The following is a 22,658-nucleotide window of genomic DNA, read 5'->3' on the forward strand; positions in this document are numbered from 1 at the left end:
CCGGGTTTTCACCTTGCGACGCACAATTCCGTTTGCTAAGATCAATCTAACGACTACGGGCTTGTTGATTCCCGGCAACCGATGCAGTGTCTCCTCCACCCCTCCACTGGAGTGGATTTAAACCCGATGCCAAGCGCAGTTCGGGTTTTCTTTTATCCGCAGCTACGGTAGCCGGGCGGATTTGCCGTCGCATTTACAGCCGCATTTACAACAATTTCTAGCGTAAATGGCTATTTTATTCAATCGGTTTGACGCCAAGTCCTTGAAAAGGCTATAATTTACGGCTTTTCCGTTTGCTCAGGAAAAGATAACAAGGCAGAGTCTGTCGCTAATGCAAGACAAAGATCTGGTTTTAAAGCCGGTTTTCGATAGCGATGGAACCACCATTTGAGCGAATTAAACTAGTTAGGAAGTCAACATGAAAACTTTTTCCGCTAAGGGCCATGAAGTCCAGCGTGATTGGTTCGTGATTGACGCGACGGACAAAGTCCTCGGACGTGTTGCCAGCGAAGTGGCACTCCGACTGCGCGGCAAACACAAACCCGAATTTACTCCTCACGTTGATACCGGCGATTTCATCGTCGTCATCAACGCAGGTAAACTGCGCGTCACTGGCGCCAAGGCAACCGACAAGACGTATTTCCGTCACTCCGGTTACCCAGGCGGCATCTACGAAACAAATTTCCAGAAAATGCAACAGCGTTTTCCAGGTCGTGCGCTGGAAAAAGCGGTCAAGGGCATGCTGCCTAAGGGTCCGCTTGGCTACGCCATGATCAAGAAGCTCAAAGTGTACGCAGATGGCACCCATCCGCACACTGCGCAGCAACCTAAAGCACTCGAACTCTAAGGAATAGACATGATCGGTAACTACAATTACGGAACCGGCCGTCGCAAGAGTGCAGTGGCTCGCGTCTTCATCAAGTCCGGCTCCGGCCAGATCATCGTCAACGGCAAGCCAGCGAATGAATATTTTTCGCGCGAAACCGGTTTGATGGTGATTCGTCAACCACTGGAACTGACTAACCATGTCGAAACTTTCGACATCAAAGTCAATGTCAGCGGCGGCGGCGAGTCCGGCCAGGCTGGCGCAGTTCGCCACGGTATCACTCGTGCTCTGATCGACTACGATGCAACGTTGAAATCGGAACTGTCGAAAGCCGGCTTCGTTACACGTGATGCACGTGAAGTTGAGCGTAAGAAGGTCGGTTTGCGCAAAGCACGTCGCGCAAAACAATTCTCCAAGCGCTAATCTACGCTTTCAGAATATCGAAAAGCCGCCAGGTTCGCGCCTGGCGGCTTTTTGTCATTTGTTCGCTCCCTTTGTGGCATCTCTTTGCGAAAGATCAACATTCGGAAAAGTGCTGCGGAGCCTGCAATTGCAAGGGTTTTCCGATTTGAATGTTAAGCAGCCCTAAGCAATTCATAGGCTGATAAAATAGCCAGCTCTTGGCGGCAATTTACCCAAAACACCGGGTCCAACATCGTATAAATTTCATATCGGATTTGGCAAGCCGGGTCGAAAATCCTGCTTGAAAATCGGGTTAAAAAAATACAGCTCCATGCGAGGAAATAAGATGATCAAAGTCGGGATTGTGGGTGGTACGGGTTATACCGGGGTCGAGTTGCTGCGTTTGCTGGCAACCCATCCGCATGCACAGTTGCAGGCGGTGACTTCGCGCAAAGAAGACGGCATGCCGATTGCCGACATGTATCCGTCATTGCGGGGCCGCGTTGCGCTGGCATTTTCGGCGCCTGAGAAAGCGCGCCTGACCGAGTGCGACGTGGTGTTCTTCGCCACCCCGCATGGCGTCGCCATGGCGCAAGCGCCAGAGCTGCTGGAAGCCGGCGTCAAGCTGATCGATCTTGCCGCCGATTTTCGCCTGCAAGATACCGCCGTGTTCGAGAAGTGGTACAAGCTGCAGCACAGCTGCCCGGAACTGCTGAAGGAAGCCGTATATGGCTTGCCGGAGCTGAACCGCGCCGCGATCAAGAACGCGCGCATCATCGGCAATCCAGGTTGTTATCCAACTACCATGCAACTCGGCCTGGCGCCGTTGCTGAAGGCCGATGTGGTTGATGCCTCGCACCTGATCGCCGATTGCAAATCGGGCGTATCCGGTGGTGGCCGCAAGACGGAAATCGGCATGTTGTACTCGGAAGCCAGCGACAATTTCAAGGCTTACGGCGTATCCGGCCATCGCCATTCGCCGGAAACAGTCGAGCAACTCGGCAAGCTGACCGACAAAAAAATCGGCCTGTTGTTTACGCCGCATCTGGTGCCGATGATTCGCGGCATGCATTCGACAATGTACGCGCGCCTGACCAGGGATATCGACAATGCAGCGCTGCAGGCGCTGTTTGAAGATGCCTACAAGGATGAGCCGTTTGTCGATGTGATGCCGTTCGGCTCACATCCGGAAACCCGTTCCACCCGTGGTTCGAACATGTTGCGGATCGCCTTGCACCGTCCTGACAACGGCGACACCCTGGTGGTGCTGGTGGTTCAGGACAATCTGGTCAAAGGATCGGCTGGCCAGGCGGTGCAATGCATGAACCTGATGTTCGGCCTGGAAGAGACTACCGGTTTGCTGCACGTGCCAGTAATGCCATGATGTGGTCCGCCGTAGTGTCCCCGGCATCTGTCCTCGAACGACGGAGCCGGTCGCGATGAAGTATAAGTTGTGGGTCCGGCGCATGTCGATTTCGGCGCCGAAAATGACGGTTAAAAGCCATTACCCATGGCCATTGAAAGCGCTTTTCCTGGTCTTGGTTTTGGGATTTGGCGGCGCCGTCGCGATGTGGATCTACGACCTGGGGCGTGATTTCACTGGCCACAGCCCGGCGGCCAGTAAACAGCAACAGCAGCAGCTGGCAGATCTGAACGAAAAAGTAGGGGCCTTGACGGCTGAAAGGGATCGTTTCTCAAGCACCGTCAATGCCGCCGAAAGCCGGCTCAATATCGAGAAGGCGGCGCAAGAACAGCTGGGCCAGCAGATCAAGGTGCTGGAAACCGAAAATGCCAAGCTGAAAGAGGATCTGGCGTTTTTCGAAGGCCTGTTGCCAAACGCGACAGGCAAGCAAGGCATCACCATTCAGCGCCTGACCGCCGAATTATTGACGCCGACGCAATTGCGTTATCGGATGCTGATCATGCAAGGCGGTAAGGGCCCCAATTTTGTTGGGAATGTGCAACTATTAGTCACTGCCACGGTGGCTGGCAAAAGCACAGTGCTGATTTTTCCCGGCGCCAACGCCACCGCTACGGAAAAAGCGGCCTCCCAGTTGGATTTCAAGTATTACCAGCGCGTCGAGGCTGAACTGACTTTACCGGAAGGCGCCGTGGTCAAGGCGATTCAAGCCAAGGTGATGGAAAAAGGCCAGATGCGTGCGCAGCAAACCTCTAATTTGTAAAAAGGAAACATCATGTTCAACCGCAAAGCAAAGAGCACTATCGATAGCCTGATTGGTTCGTCCACCAGCATCGAAGGCGATGTTCACTTCAAGGGCGGCCTGCGCATTGACGGCCATGTAAAAGGCAATGTGGTGGCCGAAGCGGGTGCAACCAGCGTCCTGGTGATTTCCGAGAGCGCCAAGGTAGAGGGCGACGTGCGGGTCGCGCATCTGGTAGTCAACGGCGAGATCAGCGGCAATGTTTATTCTGCCGAACTGCTTGAATTGCAGCCGAAAGCCCGCATAACCGGTGATGTCAATTACAAAGCGCTGGAAATGCATAGTGGTGCTTTGGTAAGCGGCAAACTGACCCATGAACAGAATGTAGCTGAGCCGGTGCTGAAGCTTGCCATGTCGCAATCTGCCTGAAACAACACCAACAACAGGATTTGGGGGCTAGTTCTGCATGAATTCGGGCGAGCGCCTATAATGCAGTATTGTATGTACCCCGCAGGAGCCAAAAATGAATGCTGTCGCTGAAATTCAAGATGTAGTCGCATCCCCGATCGTGTTTACCGACAGCGCCGCCGCCAAGGTTGCGCAGCTGATCGAAGAAGAAGGTAATCCAGACCTGAAATTGCGCGTTTTCGTGCAGGGTGGCGGTTGCTCCGGTTTCCAGTACGGATTCACCTTTGATGAAATCGTCAATGAAGATGACACCACCATGAGCAAAAATGGTGTGCAGTTGTTGATCGATTCGATGAGCTATCAATATCTGGTCGGTGCTGAAATCGACTACAAGGATGACCTGGAAGGCGCGCAATTCGTGATCAAGAATCCGAATGCGACGACTACCTGCGGCTGCGGTTCTTCGTTCTCGGCCTGATCAAGCTGAACTGACAAGCGGTTCTTTAAAAAAGGACGCCGGGGAGAAATCCTCGGGCGTCCTTTTTTTATTGCATGTTTGTATTGTTTGCTGTGATGTCGATTCCACTTCCAGCCTGTTTCAGTTACGCCGGATAAAGCGCCCCCAGAATCCGTAAATCCCGCGCGCCCGTCACCCGCGGCAAGTTGCCCGGCAATCGCTGGTCGAAACGCAGCGCCAGCCAGGCGAAAGCCACCGCCTCAACGTGGTTGGGGGCAATCCCGAGCGCTTCTGTGGATTGCACCGATGCTGTCAGATGTCGTTGTTGCAGCGCGTGCGCCAGTTGTTGCATCAGATACGGGTTATAGGCGCCGCCACCGCAGACATACACCGTTTGCGCTGTCGGGGCATGCTGGGCGATGGCGTCTGCAATGGTAGTGGCGGTCAACTGCGCCAGGGTTGCTTGCACATCGCCAGGAGAAAACTGCTGCGGGAGGCGGCTCAGATGACGTGCCAGCCAATCGGCGTGAAACAGATCGCGCCCTGTGCTTTTTGGCGGCGCGGCGGCAAAATATTCCTCCTTGCGCATGGCGTCGAGCAGGGATGGCACAGGCTGGCCGGCGGCCGCCCACATGCCGTTCTCATCGTAATCCTTGCCATGATGGCGCTTGATCCACAAATCCATCAGCACATTGCCCGGTCCGGTATCAAAACCTATGACGTCGCGGTTTTGCTCTGGTGTTGCTTGAGCACGCAGCACGCTGATGTTGGCAATACCGCCGATATTCACCGCTACCCGGGTTTGCGCCGGATCGGCGAATACTGCTTGATGGAACGCAGGCACCAGCGGCGCCCCTTGGCCGCCGGCGGCAATGTCGCGGCTGCGAAAATCGGCGATGACGTCTATCCCGGTCAGCTCGGCCACGAGTGCCGGGTTATTAGCCTGGCGAGTAAAGCCAAGCTCAGGACGATGCCGGATGGTTTGACCGTGGACGCCTATGGCGCGGATCTGGTCCGGCCGCAAGCCGGCATCGGCCAGCAAGCGCTCGACGCACGCAGCGTAGTGTGAACTCAGGGTATTGGCAACCAGCGCTTCACGCTCGATCTCATTCTGACCGGCAGTTTGCAGCGCCATCAGCTCGGCCCGTAGCGAAGCTGAGAATGGCACGTAGGCCGAGGCCAGGGTAGCCACCGGATGTTGCGCCGGACCGCTGGGAAAAGCTGCTATGACGCCGTCGACGCCGTCCAGGCTGGTGCCGGACATCAAGCCTATGAACAAGCCGCTGTGGGGTGTTTGAGTGGGCATAATAAAACCGTTGTGAGATCGTCTGATTCTATCAACGACCCGACAACGGTTCTATATTTATTCCAGTTTCAGCCAAACAAAGATCTGCTGAAACTTATTTTGACGCCAGTTTGGCGGCCGGGGCCGCTGCGATTGCCGCCATGTTTTTCGCGGTTGCGACCTCACTGCCGCTCAACAAGTTAAAGCGGTGGGTGATATCGGCTGCAACCGTCTTGAAGCGCTGCATTTCAGCGCCGGTCAGTGGCGTTACTGTAGGCACCGCTACCGACAACGGATCACGCGGCTGGTTATCGACCCGGAATTCATAGTGCAAATGCGGGCCGGTTGCCCAGCCGGTCATGCCGACATAACCGATGACGTCGCCCTGGCTAACCTTGTTGCCTTTGCGCGAGACCGGCGCAATCCGGCTCATGTGTGCGTATACAGTTGAATACTTGCCATCGTGCTTGATGATGACAACATTGCCGTAGCCGCTTTCGACGCCGGCGAAGTTGATCGTGCCGTCTGCCGTGGCATGGATCGGCGTGCCGGTGGCGGCGGCGAAATCGACGCCGCTATGTTTTTTCCATTTGCCCAGGATCGGGTGCATCCGCATCGAAAAGCCGGAAGAAATACGGGTAAAGGCGATAGGTGATTTCAGGAAGGCTTTTTTCAGCGACTTGCCATCGAAACCGTAGTAGCCGCCTTGGCCGTCGCTGGTAGGATCGTCAAACCAGACTGCCTGGAACGGTTTGCCGCCATTCACGAATTCGCCGGCGAGGATGCGTCCGGCGCGCAGGAACTGGCCGTTTTGCCAAAATGTTTCGTAAGCGACATTAAAGTGATCGCCGCGCTTCAGATCGGAGGAGAAATTGATGTTGGTGCCGAACATGGCCACGATTTGCGAAGCCACGCTGTCCGGGATATCGGCAGCATCGGTCGCCGCGAACAACGAGGAGCGGATCACGCCGGTATGCATCTCGATGCGTCGTTCTACGGTGGCTGTTTCTTCTGCGACAGTAAATTTATCGCCGTCGCGCTGGATCACCAGATTCCTGGGAGTATCGTCACGGCCGTCGACAATTGTCGCGCGCAACATCTGCAGCACGCCGTCATTGCTGGTCTGCGCTTGCACCGAGGTACCATTCTTGAGTCGTAGCACGGCGCGTGCACGGCTGTCGGATTTGATGAAGTTGCTAGCCTGATCGTCGTCCACGCCAAGCCGGGTCAGCAAAGTCGCCAGCGTGTCGCCGGCGCGCATTTTGTCCTCGGCAACATAAAGCTGTTGCTGAGCTTCAAGTTTTGCGATTTGCTCGCCAAGGCTGGGTAGTTCCAGTTCTGCGGAAATAGCCTTGACCGAGACTTCGTCGGGATCCGTTGATATCGGAGCAACACCAGCCGCGCCAAACGCAAGCAGCGTCAGCGCTACGGCAGAAGCGGTGACAATACGGGTTTTAGGCGTGGAATCAGCAAAAACGGTATAGACCCGCGCGGGTATCTGCGTGAAAAACGGCTTGATACTGGACCGCAAGTTAATGAATTTATCTTTGAGAGACATGCAATACGTTAAAATTTGCCGTTTGCTACCGATTCTTGTGTTGTTGTTTGATTGAACGACTTGCGGCGGGATTAAAAGGATCATGGATTATAACGTAGCCTATATTGGACGGCTGTAGGAATAATCTGATTTCTGGTAACCCTTTGTAATTGCTCTATATTTCCTCTCGTTACGGCCGTTCCGTGCAGGCGCAAGCGCAATTTTTTTAGATTTCATTTTCGCTGGATTTTTATTCCCTTATTCCCTATATGGCTCACGATTCTCAAAACACGTCACCGACGGCAGCCGCTGCTGTTGAAAACACTCCACTGGTTCTGTCGGACCGGACCCAGGAAGCACTGGCGATCACCAAGCGCGGCGTCGACGAACTGCTGATCGAGAGCGATTTTGCGCGCAAGCTGCAACGCTCCGAACAAAGTGGCAAGCCGCTGCGTATCAAATTGGGCCTGGACCCGACCGCACCGGATTTGCACCTTGGCCATACGGTGGTGCTGAACAAGATGCGGCAACTGCAGGATCTGGGACACAACGTGATTTTCCTGATCGGCGATTTCACCTCCATGATCGGCGATCCGTCGGGACGCAACGTGACGCGGCCGCCGCTGACCCGCGAACAGATCGAAGAAAACGCCAAGACCTACTTTGCCCAGGCCAGCCTGGTGCTGGATCCGGCCCGTACCGAAATCCGCTACAACTCGGAATGGTCGGACAAGCTCGGCGCGCGCGGCATGATTCAGCTGTCGGCTAAATATACGGTGGCGCGGATCCTGGAGCGCGAAGATTTCACCAAGCGTTTCAAGGCAGGCACCCCGATCTCGGTGCACGAACTGTTGTATCCGCTGATGCAGGGCTACGATTCAGTGGCGCTGGAATCCGATCTGGAGCTGGGCGGCACCGATCAGAAATTCAATTTGCTGGTCGGCCGCGAGCTGCAGAAGGATTACGGCCAGGAGCCGCAATGTATTCTGACCATGCCTTTGCTGGAAGGCCTGGACGGCGTCGAGAAGATGTCGAAATCCAAGGGCAACTACATCGGCATCACGGAACCGGCCAACACCATGTTTGCCAAGGTGATGAGCATTTCCGATGTCATGATGTGGCGTTATTACGAGTTGTTGTCGTTCAAGTCGCTGGCGCAGATCGCCGGCTACAAGGCGCAAGTCGAAGGTGGCCAGAATCCGCGCGACATCAAGGTTGCGCTGGCGCAAGAAATCGTGGCGCGCTTCCACAACCAGCAAGCGGCGGAAGATGCCTTGAGCGATTTTAACAATCGCGCCAAGGGTGGCATTCCGGACGACATTCCGGAATTGAGCCTGAGCGGCGCACCGCTGGGCATCGGCCAGTTGCTGAAGCAAGCCAACCTGTGCCCGTCCACTTCGGAAGCACTGCGCATGGTGGAGCAGGGCGGTGTGCGGATCGACGGCGCCGTCGTCAGCGACAAAGGCTTGAAAGTTGAAGCGGCTACCTTCGTGATACAAGTCGGCAAGCGCAAGTTTGCCCGGGTCACCCTGAGCGCATGATCGGGCTGTTGCAGCGAGTCAGCCATGCCAGAGTAGTGGTGGATGGCGCAACGGTCGGCGCCATCGATGGCGGCTTGCTGGTACTGCTGTGCGCTGAACGCGGAGACCGCGAAAAAGAAGCGGATGCGCTGCTGACCAAATTGCTGGCGTATCGGGTGTTTGCCGACGACGCCGGCAAGATGAACCGCAACCTGAGCGACATTGGCGGCGGCTTGCTGCTGGTGCCGCAATTTACGCTGGCGGCGGATACGCAATCAGGCACGCGCCCCTCGTTCACACCGGCGGCGACACCGGAAGACGGCCGCCGTCTGTTCGATTATTTTGCGGGGCAGGCTGCCAGCCGGCACACCCAGGTGGCTACCGGCCGCTTTGGCGCCGATATGAAAGTGTCCCTGACCAATGACGGTCCGGTGACTTTCTGGTTGCAGGTGAAACCGCCGGCGCCTAAAACATAAGTCTGTTTTGCTGTAGCCTGATAACTTTACCGACGGGAGCTGAGCATGAAACTCTGGAGCCATTCCTTCAACGACGGTGCCTATATCCCCGGCGAATTCGCTTTTGCGGTGGTGCATCCCGAGACCCGCATCACCTTGTCAGCCAACCGCAATCCGCATCTGGGCTGGGGCGAACCGCCGGCCGGCACAAAATCGCTGGTACTGATTTGCCACGATCCCGATGTGCCCTCGCGCGGCGACGATGTCAACCAGGAAGGCAAGACCGTGCCGGCCGACCTGCCGCGTGTCGATTTCTTTCATTGGGTGCTGGTCGACCTGCCACCGCATGCCGCTTCGATCGAAGCCGGGAGTTTCAGCGACGGCGTCACCTCCCACGGCAAGCCCGGCTCCGACATCTATGGCAGCCCGATTGCAGGCGCGCGTCATGGCTTGAATGACTACACCGGCTGGTTTGCCGGCGATGCAGCGATGAGCGGCGACTATTTCGGCTATGACGGTCCTTGCCCGCCGTGGAACGACGAGGTTGTGCATCGTTATATTTTTACTTTGTACGCATTGGATATTACGCGTTTGCCGGTCGATGGCAAATTCACCGGACCGCAAGTGCTGGCAGCTATGCGCGGCCACATTCTGGCGGAAGAATCTATCGTCACCATTTACACTTTGAATCCCGCTTTGTAAGTATTGGCGGGCTCCGCAGAAAACTTATGTCGACTACTGAAATATTACTGATACGCCACGGCGAAACCGACTGGAATCTGGAGCGCCGTTTGCAAGGCCATCTGGACATCCAGCTCAATCCTGTTGGCCAGCGCCAAGCGCAGGCACTCGCTGCCAGTCTGGATGGCGTCGCGCTGGATGCGATTTTCAGTAGCGACCTGCAGCGCGCGCAGCAAACCGCCGCGCCATTGGCTGCGGCGCGTGGTATGCCATTGCAACTCGCTACCGGATTACGCGAACGTTGTTACGGCGCGCTGGAAGGTTTGCGTTATCCGGAAGCCGCCGAACGTTTCCCTGAAGCCCACGCGGCGTTGATGGGGCGCGATATCGATGTACGTTATCCCGCTGGCAAACATGTGGCGGAAACCATGCGCGAATTCTCCGCGCGCGTCATCACCGCTTTCACAACTTTGACGGCTATGTCCGATTCGCCGGCATCTGGCGATCTGCGGCGAATTGCAATAGTGACGCATGGCGGCGTACTCGATTGCATTTACCGTTTTGCACACAAACTGCCGCTGGACCAGCCGCGCAGTTGCGATATTTTCAATGCCAGCATCAATCGCCTGAGCTGGAACACTGAGTGGCCGCAGCCGCTGCGGGTGGATGGGTGGGCAGATGTGGCGCATCTGGAGACTTTGTCGCTGGATGAAATTGATCAATGAACGCGCAATAAGCTAAGCAATAAATCGGTTAATAAATCGGGTAATAAGCCGATCAACAAAAAGTTTGTTGCCAAGTGGAAATAATTGTGCTCATGCTTATGTTGATGCTCAACTGCAAGATCAAATAATCGCTATTAATCTATCTAAGCATCTGTAAAAACTGTTGCGATAAAAGCAGTGTGCGTGTGCTAATCTTGCTAATAAGAATTAAAACAACAGCGGGACTGCAAGCATGAAACTCAATCTCTTTCCCTCCTGGGCTCAGCGTGCCGCTGACCCTGAGCCATTGGTCGAAGGGACCACGGGGAAATCGGCTACGACCATGCCCTTGGCTGGCCCGACACTGAATGACGAGCAGCTGGCGCTGGTTGGCGTGTTGCATCAGCTGTTGCAAACCTTGCCTCAAGCCTATAGCGGCCGCGAAAGCGTAAAGCGCCTGTGCCAAATGATATTGCCTGCCAGCCCGCATATCCGGCTGGTATGGGTGGGATTTTGCCAGGACGACTCGGATGCGACGATCAGGCCGGCAGCGATTGTCGGCAAGGCGTTGGCTGAATCTGACCAATGGCAGTTATCTAAGGATTGTTTTGATTACGCGGCGCCGTTTACCCAGGTTGCGGATTGGGATGCCGGCCACGACAGCGATTTCAACGCGCTGTTTGCACCATGGCAATCGCACCCGGAGCGCTGTTCTGTCAAGGCCGCGCTAGCCATACCGCTGCGCTCGGAAAAGGCGCGCATGCACGGCATGATGGTGTTTTATGCGGATAGCCAGGATTATTTTTCAGAAACCGGGTTTGCTTCGTTTCAGGCTTTTGGCCATGTTTGCGAAGTGATCTGGAAACAATCCAATTTGTCGCATTTGCTTACCCGCCAGGCGCAGCTCGATTCGCTGACCGGCTTGCTGACACGGCGCCGTATCGTGCATGTCTACGAAGAAGCGGTAGCCGCTACCGCCACGGCCGCCGCCGACGAGGCTTCACCGTTGTCGATCCTGTATTGCCAACTGGACGATTTTCACAAGATCAACGATCTGTATGGCTGGGCGGTAGCCGACAATATCCTGGCGGCGTTTGCCAAGGATACCGGCGCACAGCTACGCAAGTCGGATAGCGGCGGGCGCTGGAACGCCACCGAATTCCTGTACGTGTTGCCGGCCACCGATACGGTAGATGCCGACAATCTGGCGGAGACGTTTCTCGCCCATTTCAAGAATCATCCGGTGAATATTGAGAACTGGTCGATCCGGCTCGCTTTATCGATAGGGGTTGCTACTTATGGCGCTGACGGCCGCGGACTGGACGAGTTGATTCATTACGCCACCCAGCATCTGCGCAGCTCCAATACCTTGTCCGAAGACGAGCTTTGATATGTGCAAAAACCCGCGTGTGGTGGCAATCGGGATAAAATGACGCCTTTCCCCTTGTGATTTCATCCTGAGTTAGCGACGACGCCGTGAATATTGGCCCTTATTTCCTTCGTAACAATGTCTTTGTGGCACCTATGGCAGGCGTCACGGACAGACCGTTCCGGCAGCTTTGCAAAGAGCTGGGCGCCGGCTATGCGGTGTCGGAAATGGCTGCCTCCAATCCACGTCTGTGGCAGACCGAGAAAACATCACGCCGCATCAATCACGATGGCGAGATGGAGCCGCGCGCGGTGCAGATCGCCGGCGCCGATCCGCAGATGCTGGCTGAATGTGCAAAATACAATGTCGATCACGGTGCCCAAATCATCGATATCAACATGGGGTGTCCGGTCAAGAAAGTCTGCAACAGCTGGTGTGGCTCTGCTTTGTTGCAGGATGAGCAACTGGTGGCAAAAATTCTGGAAACGGTGGTTAGCGCTGTCGATGTACCGGTCACGCTGAAATTTCGCACCGGTTGGGATCGCCTGAATAAAAACGCTTTGAATATCGCACGGTTGGCAGAAGCCAGCGGCATTGCCATGCTGACTCTGCATGGACGTACCCGCGCCGACGGTTATAGCGGCGATGCTGAATATCAGACCATTGCCGCAGTCAAGGCCGCGGTGTCGATCCCGGTGGTCGCCAACGGCGATATCGCGACGCCGGAAAAAGCGCGGCAAGTACTGGCGTTTACCAAAGCCGACGCCATCATGGTGGGCCGGGCAGCGCAAGGCCGGCCATGGATTTTCCGCGAGATCGAGCATTATTTGCGGACCGGCGAATATTTGCCGGCACCGCTGGTGACGGAAGTGCAACACCTGATGGATGAGCATCTGCGTGCGCACTATGGTTTTTATGGGGATTACTTGGGGGTGCGTACCGCCCGCAAGCATATCGGCTGGTATGTGCGCGATTTGCCTGGTGGAGAGGCATTTCGGCAACGCATGAACCTGCTGGAAGATTGCGGCCAGCAACTGGCCGCAGTAAATAGCTTCTTCGAATCGCAGTTTGCGTTTGGGGAGCGGTTACAATACGGGTGGCCGAGCAGATGCTGGCGGCCTGAATCAGATTAACAAGAAACAGGGCTTGCCACGATTGCTTCAGCTAGCTGGTGAAATGCCGCTGACGGAATTACGCAGGTCCTAAAAAAAAGAACAGTAAAACGAATGAGCAAAGAAAGTATCCAAGACGTCGTCAAGCAAAGCCTGGAAAAATATTTCAAGGATCTTGGCGAACAACCGCCGTCGAACGTCTACGACATGGTGATTTCCACGGTTGAAAAACCGGTTTTGGAAGCTGTGATCGCGCGCGCCGATGGCAATCAGTCGCATGCGGCTGAAATGTTGGGCATCAATCGCAATACCCTGCGCAAGAAATTGCAGCAGCATGGTCTTTTGTAAAATTTGCAATATAGAGTACAACAGCAGGAACGCCAAAGGCAGCCAAAGACAAGCTACAACGATTATCCCGAGCGATGCCGCGTCAGCAGGCAGCAGAGTCAACCAGCTGGCGGCAGGCTGCAGTTCCCATCCAGGGATGCAGCACTTTCCTCACCGTGCTGTATTTATGCGTTTTCCTTTATCCGTTTCCCTTCCCGTCATTCACTTCCAGAGTTTTCATCATGATTAAACAAGCCCTCATTTCCGTATCCGATAAAACCGGGATACTTGATTTCGCAAAAGAATTGTCGGCGCTGGGCGTGAATATCCTATCGACGGGCGGCACCGCCAAACTGCTGGCTGACAACGGCATCAAGGTGACCGAAGTGGCGGATTACACCGGTTTCCCGGAAATGCTCGACGGCCGTGTCAAGACCTTGCATCCGAAAGTACATGGCGGCATCCTGGCGCGCCGTGACTTCCCCGAGCATATGGCGGCGTTGGAGCAACATCAGATCCCTATGATCGACATGGTGGTCGTCAATCTTTACCCGTTCCAGCAAACCATCGCCAAGGAGAAGTGCTCGCTGGAGGACGCGATCGAGAATATCGATATCGGCGGTCCGGCCATGCTGCGCTCGTCAGCCAAGAATCATAAAGATGTAATCGTGCTGTGCGATCCTAGCGATTACGCCGGTGTGCTGGCTGAACTGAAGGCGAATCAGGGTGAAGTCGGTTACGGCGCCAAATTTGCGCTGGCCAAGAAGGTGTTTGCGCATACCGCCCAATATGATGGCGCGATTACCAATTACTTCACTTCGCTGGGTGAAGACAAGCAACACGAAACCCGCAGCGCCTATCCGGCGACATTGAACCTGCATTTCGAAAAAGTGCAGGAAATGCGTTACGGTGAGAATCCGCACCAGTCGGCCGCGTTTTACCGCGATACCCGGCATGTCGAAGGCTCGCTGGCCAATTACAAGCAGTTGCAAGGTAAGGAACTGTCGTACAACAATATTGCCGATGCTGATGCAGCGTGGGAATGCGTCAAGACTTTCAACGAAACCGCTTGTGTCATCATCAAGCACGCCAATCCTTGCGGCGTCGCCATCGGCAACAATCCGCTGGAAGCGTATAGCAAAGCCTTGCAAACCGATCCGACCTCGGCTTTTGGCGGCATCATCGCCTTCAACCAGGAGCTCGACGGCAACGCCGCCGAAGCGGTTGCCAAGCAATTCGTCGAAGTGATCATTGCGCCATCTTTCACTGAACAAGCCAAGCAGGTTTTTGCCGCCAAGCAGAATGTGCGCTTGCTGGAAATCCCGTTAGCCCATGCGATCAATCTGTATGATTTCAAGCGTGTCGGCGGTGGTTTGCTGGTGCAATCGCCGGATGCGCGCAATGTCGCCCTGAGCGAGCTGAAAGTGGTCAGCAAGAAGCAGCCGACCCAACAGCAATTGCAGGATCTGATGTTTGCCTGGCGCGTCGCCAAGTTCGTCAAGTCGAACGCTATCGTGTTTTGCGGCAATGGCATGACGCTGGGTGTTGGCGCCGGCCAGATGAGCCGGGTGGATTCTGCCCGCATCGCCTCGATCAAGGCGCAAAACGCCGGTTTGTCGCTGGTCGGTTCTGCAGTCGCTTCGGATGCATTTTTCCCGTTCCGCGACGGTCTGGATGTGGTGGTCAATGCCGGCGCTACTTGCGTTGTGCAACCGGGCGGCTCGATGCGCGACCAGGAAGTAATCGATGCAGCCGATGAGCATGGCGTAGTCATGCTGCTGACCGGTACTCGTCACTTCCGTCATTAATGTAGGGTGGGCACGCCTTTGTGCCCACGCGTGACCTCACTTCATTTGCATGCCGTGTTGGCGCGACCGGGGGAGGCATATACTCCGTTCATCACATTAACGCGTGGGCACAAAGGCGTGCCCACCCTACGGGGTCTTGCGTAGTTTTATATGAAAATCCTCGGTATCGACCCCGGTCTGCGGACCACCGGTTTTGGCATCATCGACAAGCAGGGCAACAAGCTCAGCTATGTCGCCTCGGGCACCATCAAGACGCCGGACGCGGATTTGCCGCAACGCCTGAAGGTGATTCTGGCCAGCGTCTCCGAAGTCATCCGCACTTATACGCCAGATTGCTCGGCGATCGAAAAAGTCTTCGTCAACGTTAATCCGCAATCGACGCTGTTGCTCGGGCAAGCCCGTGGCGCGGCGATTTGTGCGTTAGTGAGCGCGGATTTGCCAGTCGCCGAATATACCGCTTTGCAGATCAAGCAAGCGGTCGCCGGCCATGGCAAGGCGCAAAAGCAGCAGGTGCAGGATATGGTGCAGCGGTTGCTGCAGTTACCCGGGCTGCCGGGCACCGACGCGGCCGATGCGTTGGCGGTAGCGATTTGCCATGCGCACAGCGGCGACACGCTGGCACATCTGAGTGCGCTGGCGCCGGATTTGGCCAAGAAGGGTTTGCGGGTACGTGGCGGCCGGCTGATAGGATAGATATTGACGTACAGGCTGATTCGATGCCACTACTGCTCCCGATTTCGGTGCATTATTCAGGATGGTGTTCTATTGTTACAGTAAGAATTAATATTATTTAGTCATCTGCAGCAGGTTATTCCTCACTATCAAGCCGCCTACTCCCTGCTTTATCTGTGATTTGTCTCATTTTGTCGATCCGAAGACTTTTCCAATTGTGAATCTTTGTTTCAATAAAGTCGTGACAAACACATGTGTATATCTAAGAGCTGACATTTACAACTGCTGCTAAGTCCTTCATTTATTTAGTAATTCAATGTAAGAACATTCTCCGCACATCTTTAGATACCGGCGCTAAGTCATTGACTTTACTCGGATATTTTGCAATTGCCTGTTGCTAAATGGCTTGACCTAGAATAGTGCATCCTCTAAAGTGGGTGGAAGTGTGGAAAAGTGTTTTTTTGTGGGGCATTTTGATGGCTTGCAAAGACAATTTTCCAAGGTCAAATTAAGGAGCGTGTGCGGTGTTTCAAGGTGCGTCAGCATTAAATCTCGATGCAAAAGGACGGATGGCAGTGCCGTCCAAGCATCGTGACGCGCTTACCGTTCAGTGCGAGGGGCGGTTGACGCTCACCAAGCACCCGCATGGCTGCCTGCTGTTATTTCCACGTCCGACCTGGGAGAGCCATCGCGAACAAATCGCGGCATGGCCGATGTCGGCGCGCGCCTGGCAGCGCATTTTCCTTGGCAACGCCTCCGATGTCGAACTCGATTCCGCTGGCCGGATCCTGGTAGCGCCGGAGCTGCGCTCGGCGGTCGGCTTGACGCGCGAGGTCATGTTGCTGGGCATGGGAAGCCATTTCGAGATTTGGGATGCAGCCAAGCTGGCTGAGAGCGAGTCGCAAGCAGTTGCGGCTGGCATGCCCGAAGTGTTAAGTAATTTTTCGTTCTGACGGGCCGGCCATGAGTGAACCAGTGGTGCCCGAGTTCCAGCACCGCACCGTGTTATTGGATGAGGCGGTCGATGCGTTGGCGATTCTCGGTACGCGCGCGGACGGGATTTACGTCGACGGTACTTTCGGTCGTGGCGGCCATAGCCGCAAGATTTTGCAGAGTCTTGGCCCGCGCGGTCGCTTGATCGCCTTCGACAAGGATCCGCAAGCCATCGCTACCGCAAGCACGATCGCCGATCCGCGTTTCGAGATTGTGCACGACAGCTTCGCGACGATGGCGCAGGCGTTGCAGGAAAGAGGAATTCAACAAGTTGACGGCGTGCTGCTCGATCTGGGCATTTCGTCACCGCAGGTGGATGATGCCAGCCGGGGTTTCAGTTTTCGTGCTGACGGCCCGCTCGACATGCGCATGGACACGACGCGTGGTATGTCGGCAGCAGCATGGTTGGCAATAGCAGATGAACAAACAATCGGAAAGGTGGTACGTGATTATGGGGAAGAACGGTTTGCTGTTCAGATTGCAAAGGCGATTGTTGCTAGCCGGACAATCGAGCCCATCACTGGCACACGACAGCTTGCCAAGATCGTGGCAAACGCCGTCAAGACCCGTGAGAAAGGTAAAGACCCGGCCACCCGTACCTTTCAGGCTATTCGGATTTTCATCAATCAAGAGCTTGAAGAACTCGAGATAGTACTGGATCAGGCATTTCGGCAGATGGCCCAGCAAGGGAGATTAGTCGTGATCAGCTTTCATTCGCTGGAAGACCGAATCGTCAAGCAGTTCATGGCTTCCAAAGCCAGGCTGCCGCAGCCCGACCGTCGCCTGCCGATCCGTGCCGTCGATCTGCCGCAACCGGAATTGAAACTGGTGGCGCGGGTCAAGCCATCGGACGCTGAAGTCGCTGAAAATCCACGCGCACGTTCTGCCATCATGCGGGTCGGCGAGCGTCTGGCCGCTGCCGGAACCTCTGCTACCGCCGGAGGCCAGGCATGAGCGGGCGCCTCAATTTCGTCCTGGCTGTGGCCTTGGTGCTATGCGCACTGGCGCTGGTCAATTCACAATATCAGGCGCGTCAGTTATTCATCGAACTGGAACGGACCGCCAGCCAGTCACGCCAGCTGGATATCGAATGGGCGCAATTACAGCTCGATCAATCGACCCTGGGCAAAAACGCCCGGATTGAAGCCAGCGCTACGCGTGACTTGAACATGGTGCCGCTGACCGCCGCCCGCACCCAATATCTGACGGTGGGGGAAAAATGACGCGTAATCCCCCGCGCAGCTCACACACAGGACGGATTGCCGCCGGCAAAGGAGTGCCGTTTTCCGCCAGTCCGATGCTGAAAGTCAAGCTGCCGGTATGGCGCTCGCGGGTGGTGCTGTTCGCCATGTTCGCGGCCTTCCTGGCGCTGATCGTGCGGGCGCTGTGGCTGCAAGGGATTTCCACCGATTTTCTGCAAAAACAGGGCGCTTCGCGCTATGCGCGTACCCTGGAGTTGCCGGCCACACGCGGCAAGATTACCGATCGCAACGGCCAGGTGCTAGCGTCGTCGGTGCCGGTCAAGGCAATCTGGGCGATTCCTGACGACGTGCAGGCTGCGCCGCCAGAGAAGCTGCAAGCCTTGGCAAAACTGCTCGACATGAGCTACGCCGAATTGAGCAAGAAGCTCGACTCCGACCGCAATTTCGTCTATCTCAAGCGCCAGGTCGAACAAGACATTTCCGACAAGATCCTCAAGCTCGACATCGACGGTATCCAAACTCGCAAGGAGTACAAGCGTTTCTACCCGGAAGGCGAGGTGGCGGCACACGTGGTCGGGTTCACCAATGTGGAAGATGCCGGCCAGGACGGCATGGAACTGTCGCAGCAGAAAACCCTGGCAGGTACCACTGGCAGCCGCCGCGTAATCAAGGATCGGCTCGGGCGCATTGTCGAGGATATCGAGGCGGTCAAGGAGCCGCATGACGGCAAGGATCTGGTGTTGTCGATCGACAGCAAGATCCAGTACATCGCTTTCACCCAGTTGAAGGAAGCGGTGGAACGGACCAAGGCCAAGGCCGGCGGTATTGTCGTGGTTGATGCGCGGACCGGTGAAGTACTGGCTTTGGCAAATCTGCCCAGCTATAACCCGAACGACCGCTCGGTGCTGACCGGCGCCCAGCTGCGTAATCGGGTGATGACCGATACCTTCGAGCCTGGCTCGACCTTGAAACCGTTCACCGTTGCGCTCGCGCTCGACACTAATCGGGTCCAGGCGACTACGACTTTCCAGGTGCCGGACAAGATGACCATCGGCACTGCGACGGTGGGCGATTCCCATCCGCATCCGGTGTGGACCATGAGTGTCGCTCAGATTATCCAGAAATCGTCGAATATCGGCACCGCCAAGATAGCGTTGCAGATGCCGGCTGAAGAAATGTGGGAGATGTTTACTACTGTCGGCCTTGGGCAACAGCCGAAATTCGGCTTCCCTGGCGCGGTTGCCGGTCGCGTGCGTCCTTTCAAGTCATGGCGGCCGATCGAGCAGGCGACCATGAGCTACGGCCATGGTATCTCGGTATCTCTGATCCAGATGGCGCATGCCTACACAATTTTTGCGCGCAACGGCGACCTGATCCCGCTGTCGTTCCAGAAGGTCACCGAACCACCGGTCGGCCAGCGCGTGGTTTCGGAAAAGACAGCGCTGACCATGCGCGCCATGCTGGAGCGCGTCACTGCGCCCGGCGGCACGGCGCCGAAAGCTCAAGTCCCTGGCTATCGGGTGGGCGGAAAAACCGGTACCGCCTATAAGATTGAAGGCGGTAAGTATGTTAAAAAATACATTGCCGATTTCGTCGGCTTCGCACCGGCTTCCGATCCGCGCCTGATTATCGCAGTCATGGTTGACGAACCATCTGTCGGTTCGCACTACGGCGGCGACGTCGCCGCACCGGTATTTGCGACAGTTGCAGCGAACGCCTTGCGGGCCCTGAACGTGCCGCCGGATTCCAGCGTCACCGACATCATCATCCCGACCGACGGTCCGCAGGAGGGTTTGTGATGAAATCCACGGCAAAGCAATTGCAAGACATCCAGCATTGGCTGAGCGGCGCTGCCCCGGCTGGCGCTGAACTGGTGTCGGACTCGCGCAAGGTAAAGTCGGGCGACGTATTTTTTGCCTATCCCGGCGATGCTGCGGACGGCCGCGCCTACATTGCACAGGCACTGAAAAACGGTGCATCCGCTGTGTTGTACGAGAGTGAAAAATATACCTGGAATGCCGCATGGGACGGGAGTATCGCCCATCGCGCGGTGAGCGGCCTCAAGCAGCTGAGCGGCCAGATCGCCCGTAATTATTACGGGCAAGCCGACAAGGACATGCTGGTTGTTGCCGTCACCGGCACCAATGGCAAGACATCGTGCACCCAATGGCTTGGTCATGCGCTGTCGCACCTGGGCCAGACTACCGGTGTTATCGGGACCTTGGGCACAGGAATATATAACCACGGCCAGCGCGGTGAGTTCGAAGAAACCGGCAATACCACGCCAGATGCACTGTTGTTACAGCATGCGCTGAGCGAGATGCGCCAACAAGGCGTAGCAGCACTGGCGATTGAAGCATCTTCGATCGGACTGGAACAAGGGCGCATGAGCGGCATGCATGTCGACATCGCCCTGTTCACCAATTTCACCCGCGATCATCTGGATTACCACGGTGACGAACAGCATTACGAAGCAGCAAAACGCATATTGTTTGATTGGCCGGGATTGCAGCAAGCCGTGATCAATCTCGACGATGCGATGGGCTTGCGTCTGGTGAGTCATTTGGCGCAAAAACAACCAGCCGTTCCGGTGATTGGCTATACCTGCGACACGCTGGAAGCTCCGGCCGGTGTTGCGGTGCTGCGCGCCTCGGCGATTCGCACCAACGCCAATGGCACCGCATTCCACCTAGATTCACCGTTCGGCTCGGCGCACGTCAAGACGCAACTGGTCGGGCAATTCAATGTCAGCAATGCGCTAGGCATTCTGGGTGTGTTGCTGGCGAAAGGTATTGTCTGGGATGCCGCGTTGCATGCGATTGAACTGTTGGTTGCCGTGCCGGGTCGAATGCAGCAGTTCGGCGGCCATGATGCGCCGCTGATAGTTATCGATTATGCACACACCCCTGATGCGCTGGAAAAAACCTTGAATACCCTGCGGCAAGTTACGCAGCAACGCAACGGCGAATTGTGGTGCGTATTCGGTTGCGGCGGCGATCGCGATCCTGGCAAGCGGCCGCAGATGGGCGCCATTGCAGAACTTGCAGACCACGTCATCGTTACCAGCGACAATCCCCGCAACGAGGAACCGGGCGTCATCATCAGCCAGATCCTGGCCGGGATGAAAGCACCGCAGTCGGCGCAGGCGCTGGAAGATCGCGCAGCCGCCATTTTGTGGGCCGTGCGGCATGCGGGCAAGGCCGATGTGGTCTTGCTGGCAGGTAAAGGCCATGAAACATATCAAGAAATAAAGGGAAAGAAATTGCCGTTTTTAGATGCCGACCATACCGCGCTGGCGCTCGCAGCACGGGCCACGATGAAAGGCGGTCACGCATGAACACCTCATTGCAGCAATTGCAATCATGGCTGGGATTGCCTGTGACCGGCGGCGGCCCGGTCGTGGTGAATGGCTTGTCCACGGATAGCCGTGCGGTGACGCCAGGTTCGTTGTTTGTCGCATTGCGTGGCGAGCGTTTCGACGCTCACGATTTCCTCGATCAGGTAGTTGCCCAAGGCGCGGCGGCAGTGGTGGTGGAACGCGCACCAGCGACGCTGACTGTACCGGCATTGCTGGTGGACGACACCCGGATTGCACTTGGCACGATAGGGCAACGCTGGCGGCAGCAATTTACGCTGCCGTTGATTGCCGTCACCGGCAGCAATGGCAAGACCACAGTAAAAGAAATGATTGCCGCGATCCTGGTCGCGGCTTTTGGTATTGATAAATCGCTGGCGACGCGCGGCAATTTCAATAACGAGATTGGCGTTCCACTGACATTGTTGCGGCTTGAGGCTAGCCATCAGGCCGCCGTAATTGAGCTGGGCATGAACCATCCCGGTGAAATTGCGTTGCTGACGGCGCTTGCCGAACCGACCGTGGCGCTGGTTAACAATGCGCAGCGCGAGCATCAGGAATTCATGGCGAGCGTAGCGGCGGTTGCCGAAGAAAACGGCAGTGTGATCCGCGGCTTGCCGGCCAACGGAATTGCCGTGTTCCCGGCCGATGATCCGTATACAGAGTTATGGCGTGGTTATGCCGCCGACAAGGCTGGCAGCATCAGCTTCGGCCTCACGGCTGATGCTGATGTCAGCGCCAGTTACACCAAGGCGGCGAATGGTTTCGGCAGCGATTTGACGGTGTCCGCCAAGACCGCAGGGAGCCCGCAAAAATTTGCAGTGCAACTGTCCGCCGCCGGCGAACACAACGTGCGCAACGCGCTCGCGGCCATCGCTTGCGCCCTGGCGATCGGTGTCGACATCGCCGCGATCAAGCGCGGCCTGGAATCGTTCGCACCGGTCAGCGGCCGTCTGCAGCGCAAATTGGCGCAAGCTGCCGGTTGCGTCGGCGCACTGGTGATCGACGATACCTACAACGCCAATCCGGATTCGATGCGGGCCGCAATCGATGTGCTGGCGCAAACCGCCGAGCCGCGCTTGCTGGTGCTGGGCGATATGGGCGAAGTCGGCAACGAAGGTCGCGAATTCCATCAGGAGATCGGCGCCTACGCCAAGCAATGCGGCATCACCCGCTTATTCACGCTGGGTGAGATGGCGGCCGATGCCAGCGCCGCCTTCGGTCCGCAAGCACAACATTTCAACGACATCGCAGCGTTGCTAGCCGCGCTCGATGCCACCATGACACCGGACACCACGGTGCTGATCAAAGGGTCGCGTTTCATGAAAATGGAACGCGCGGTTCAGCATCTGGTCGGTACAAGTTCTGAAGGGGTTCACTAAC

General features: G+C 56.3%; 23 protein-coding genes. 21 read left to right on the plus strand and 2 right to left on the minus strand.

Annotated features, from left to right (window positions below):
- Window positions 1–418 precede the first annotated feature (418 nt).
- The 6 genes from rplM to erpA all read left to right on the plus strand — a co-directional run bounded on the left by rplM (window position 419) and on the right by erpA (window position 4,276).
- Entirely contained in the window at window positions 419–847 is a 429-nt protein-coding gene (gene rplM, locus BM029_RS07730) for a 50S ribosomal protein L13 (RefSeq protein ID WP_061944550.1), read from the plus strand.
- 9 nt (window positions 848–856) lie between these two features.
- Complete coding sequence (gene rpsI / locus BM029_RS07735) at window positions 857–1,249, plus strand: 30S ribosomal protein S9 (protein ID WP_038493344.1); 393 nt, start codon at window positions 857–859, stop codon at window positions 1,247–1,249.
- 325 nt (window positions 1,250–1,574) lie between these two features.
- Window positions 1,575–2,612, plus strand: a complete 1,038-nt coding sequence (gene argC / locus BM029_RS07740) for an N-acetyl-gamma-glutamyl-phosphate reductase (protein ID WP_092434366.1) — start codon at window positions 1,575–1,577, stop codon at window positions 2,610–2,612.
- Between the two features lie 55 nt (window positions 2,613–2,667).
- Window positions 2,668–3,411 (plus strand): DUF6776 family protein, encoded by a 744-nt coding sequence (locus BM029_RS07745; protein WP_170851019.1) that lies wholly within the window; start codon window positions 2,668–2,670, stop codon window positions 3,409–3,411.
- A gap of 12 nt (window positions 3,412–3,423) precedes the next feature.
- On the plus strand, window positions 3,424–3,819 hold the full coding sequence (locus BM029_RS07750; protein ID WP_092434369.1) for a bactofilin family protein: 396 nt from the start codon (window positions 3,424–3,426) through the stop codon (window positions 3,817–3,819).
- Window positions 3,820–3,913: 94 nt separating this feature from the next.
- Complete coding sequence (gene erpA / locus BM029_RS07755; RefSeq protein WP_014007938.1) at window positions 3,914–4,276, plus strand: iron-sulfur cluster insertion protein ErpA; 363 nt, start codon at window positions 3,914–3,916, stop codon at window positions 4,274–4,276.
- A 124-nt stretch (window positions 4,277–4,400) separates the two neighbouring features.
- Here the strand turns inward: erpA and BM029_RS07760 are convergent, their stop codons facing one another.
- Window positions 4,401–5,561 carry an anhydro-N-acetylmuramic acid kinase gene (locus tag BM029_RS07760; protein WP_092434372.1) on the minus strand — a complete coding sequence of 387 codons (1,161 nt, stop codon included), beginning with the start codon at window positions 5,559–5,561 and terminating at the stop codon, window positions 4,401–4,403.
- Between the two features lie 94 nt (window positions 5,562–5,655).
- Entirely contained in the window at window positions 5,656–7,098 is a 1,443-nt protein-coding gene (locus BM029_RS07765; protein ID WP_244544957.1) for a M23 family metallopeptidase, read from the minus strand.
- Window positions 7,099–7,346: 248 nt separating this feature from the next.
- Here BM029_RS07765 and tyrS point away from each other — a divergent pair, with 248 nt between their 5' ends.
- The 15 genes from tyrS to murF all read left to right on the plus strand — a co-directional run bounded on the left by tyrS (window position 7,347) and on the right by murF (window position 22,657).
- Window positions 7,347–8,618, plus strand: a complete 1,272-nt coding sequence (tyrS, locus tag BM029_RS07770; protein WP_092434375.1) for a tyrosine--tRNA ligase — start codon at window positions 7,347–7,349, stop codon at window positions 8,616–8,618.
- Window positions 8,615–9,073 carry a D-aminoacyl-tRNA deacylase gene (gene dtd / locus BM029_RS07775; protein WP_092434378.1) on the plus strand — a complete coding sequence of 153 codons (459 nt, stop codon included), beginning with the start codon at window positions 8,615–8,617 and terminating at the stop codon, window positions 9,071–9,073. Before tyrS ends, dtd begins: the two co-directional genes overlap by 4 nt.
- 45 nt (window positions 9,074–9,118) lie before the next feature.
- Entirely contained in the window at window positions 9,119–9,754 is a 636-nt protein-coding gene (locus BM029_RS07780) for a YbhB/YbcL family Raf kinase inhibitor-like protein (protein WP_092434381.1), read from the plus strand.
- A 26-nt stretch (window positions 9,755–9,780) separates the two neighbouring features.
- Window positions 9,781–10,458, plus strand: coding sequence for a histidine phosphatase family protein (locus BM029_RS07785; protein ID WP_092434384.1), 678 nt, complete (start codon window positions 9,781–9,783; stop codon window positions 10,456–10,458).
- A gap of 232 nt (window positions 10,459–10,690) precedes the next feature.
- Window positions 10,691–11,827 carry a GGDEF domain-containing protein gene (locus BM029_RS07790; RefSeq protein ID WP_092434389.1) on the plus strand — a complete coding sequence of 379 codons (1,137 nt, stop codon included), beginning with the start codon at window positions 10,691–10,693 and terminating at the stop codon, window positions 11,825–11,827.
- 86 nt (window positions 11,828–11,913) lie between these two features.
- Entirely contained in the window at window positions 11,914–12,939 is a 1,026-nt protein-coding gene (dusB, locus tag BM029_RS07795; protein ID WP_092434392.1) for a tRNA dihydrouridine synthase DusB, read from the plus strand.
- Window positions 12,940–13,032: 93 nt separating this feature from the next.
- Complete coding sequence (locus tag BM029_RS07800) at window positions 13,033–13,266, plus strand: Fis family transcriptional regulator (protein WP_092434396.1); 234 nt, start codon at window positions 13,033–13,035, stop codon at window positions 13,264–13,266.
- Window positions 13,267–13,487: 221 nt separating this feature from the next.
- Complete coding sequence (purH, locus tag BM029_RS07805; protein ID WP_092434620.1) at window positions 13,488–15,053, plus strand: bifunctional phosphoribosylaminoimidazolecarboxamide formyltransferase/IMP cyclohydrolase; 1,566 nt, start codon at window positions 13,488–13,490, stop codon at window positions 15,051–15,053.
- A gap of 150 nt (window positions 15,054–15,203) precedes the next feature.
- Window positions 15,204–15,746, plus strand: a complete 543-nt coding sequence (gene ruvC / locus BM029_RS07810) for a crossover junction endodeoxyribonuclease RuvC (protein ID WP_092434399.1) — start codon at window positions 15,204–15,206, stop codon at window positions 15,744–15,746.
- 503 nt (window positions 15,747–16,249) lie between these two features.
- Window positions 16,250–16,678, plus strand: coding sequence for a division/cell wall cluster transcriptional repressor MraZ (gene mraZ, locus BM029_RS07815; protein ID WP_061534628.1), 429 nt, complete (start codon window positions 16,250–16,252; stop codon window positions 16,676–16,678).
- 10 nt (window positions 16,679–16,688) lie between these two features.
- The gene (gene rsmH / locus BM029_RS07820) at window positions 16,689–17,672 is read left to right on the plus strand and encodes a 16S rRNA (cytosine(1402)-N(4))-methyltransferase RsmH (protein WP_092434402.1); all 984 of its coding nucleotides are present in this window, start codon (window positions 16,689–16,691) and stop codon (window positions 17,670–17,672) included.
- Window positions 17,669–17,941: a cell division protein FtsL gene (ftsL, locus tag BM029_RS07825; RefSeq protein ID WP_092434405.1), complete on the plus strand. Its 273-nt coding sequence runs from the start codon at window positions 17,669–17,671 to the stop codon at window positions 17,939–17,941. Before rsmH ends, ftsL begins: the two co-directional genes overlap by 4 nt.
- Window positions 17,938–19,719 carry a peptidoglycan D,D-transpeptidase FtsI family protein gene (locus BM029_RS07830; protein WP_092434408.1) on the plus strand — a complete coding sequence of 594 codons (1,782 nt, stop codon included), beginning with the start codon at window positions 17,938–17,940 and terminating at the stop codon, window positions 19,717–19,719. Before ftsL ends, BM029_RS07830 begins: the two co-directional genes overlap by 4 nt.
- On the plus strand, window positions 19,719–21,257 hold the full coding sequence (locus BM029_RS07835; protein ID WP_092434411.1) for a UDP-N-acetylmuramoyl-L-alanyl-D-glutamate--2,6-diaminopimelate ligase: 1,539 nt from the start codon (window positions 19,719–19,721) through the stop codon (window positions 21,255–21,257). The genes BM029_RS07830 and BM029_RS07835 overlap by 1 nt, the downstream gene beginning before the upstream one ends.
- Complete coding sequence (murF, locus tag BM029_RS07840; RefSeq protein WP_092434414.1) at window positions 21,254–22,657, plus strand: UDP-N-acetylmuramoyl-tripeptide--D-alanyl-D-alanine ligase; 1,404 nt, start codon at window positions 21,254–21,256, stop codon at window positions 22,655–22,657. The genes BM029_RS07835 and murF overlap by 4 nt, the downstream gene beginning before the upstream one ends.
- The last annotated feature ends 1 nt before the right edge of the window (window position 22,658 follow it).

It is taken from the genome of Collimonas sp. OK607, from assembly GCF_900111995.1.
Classification (GTDB): Bacteria; Pseudomonadota; Gammaproteobacteria; order Burkholderiales; family Burkholderiaceae_D; genus Collimonas.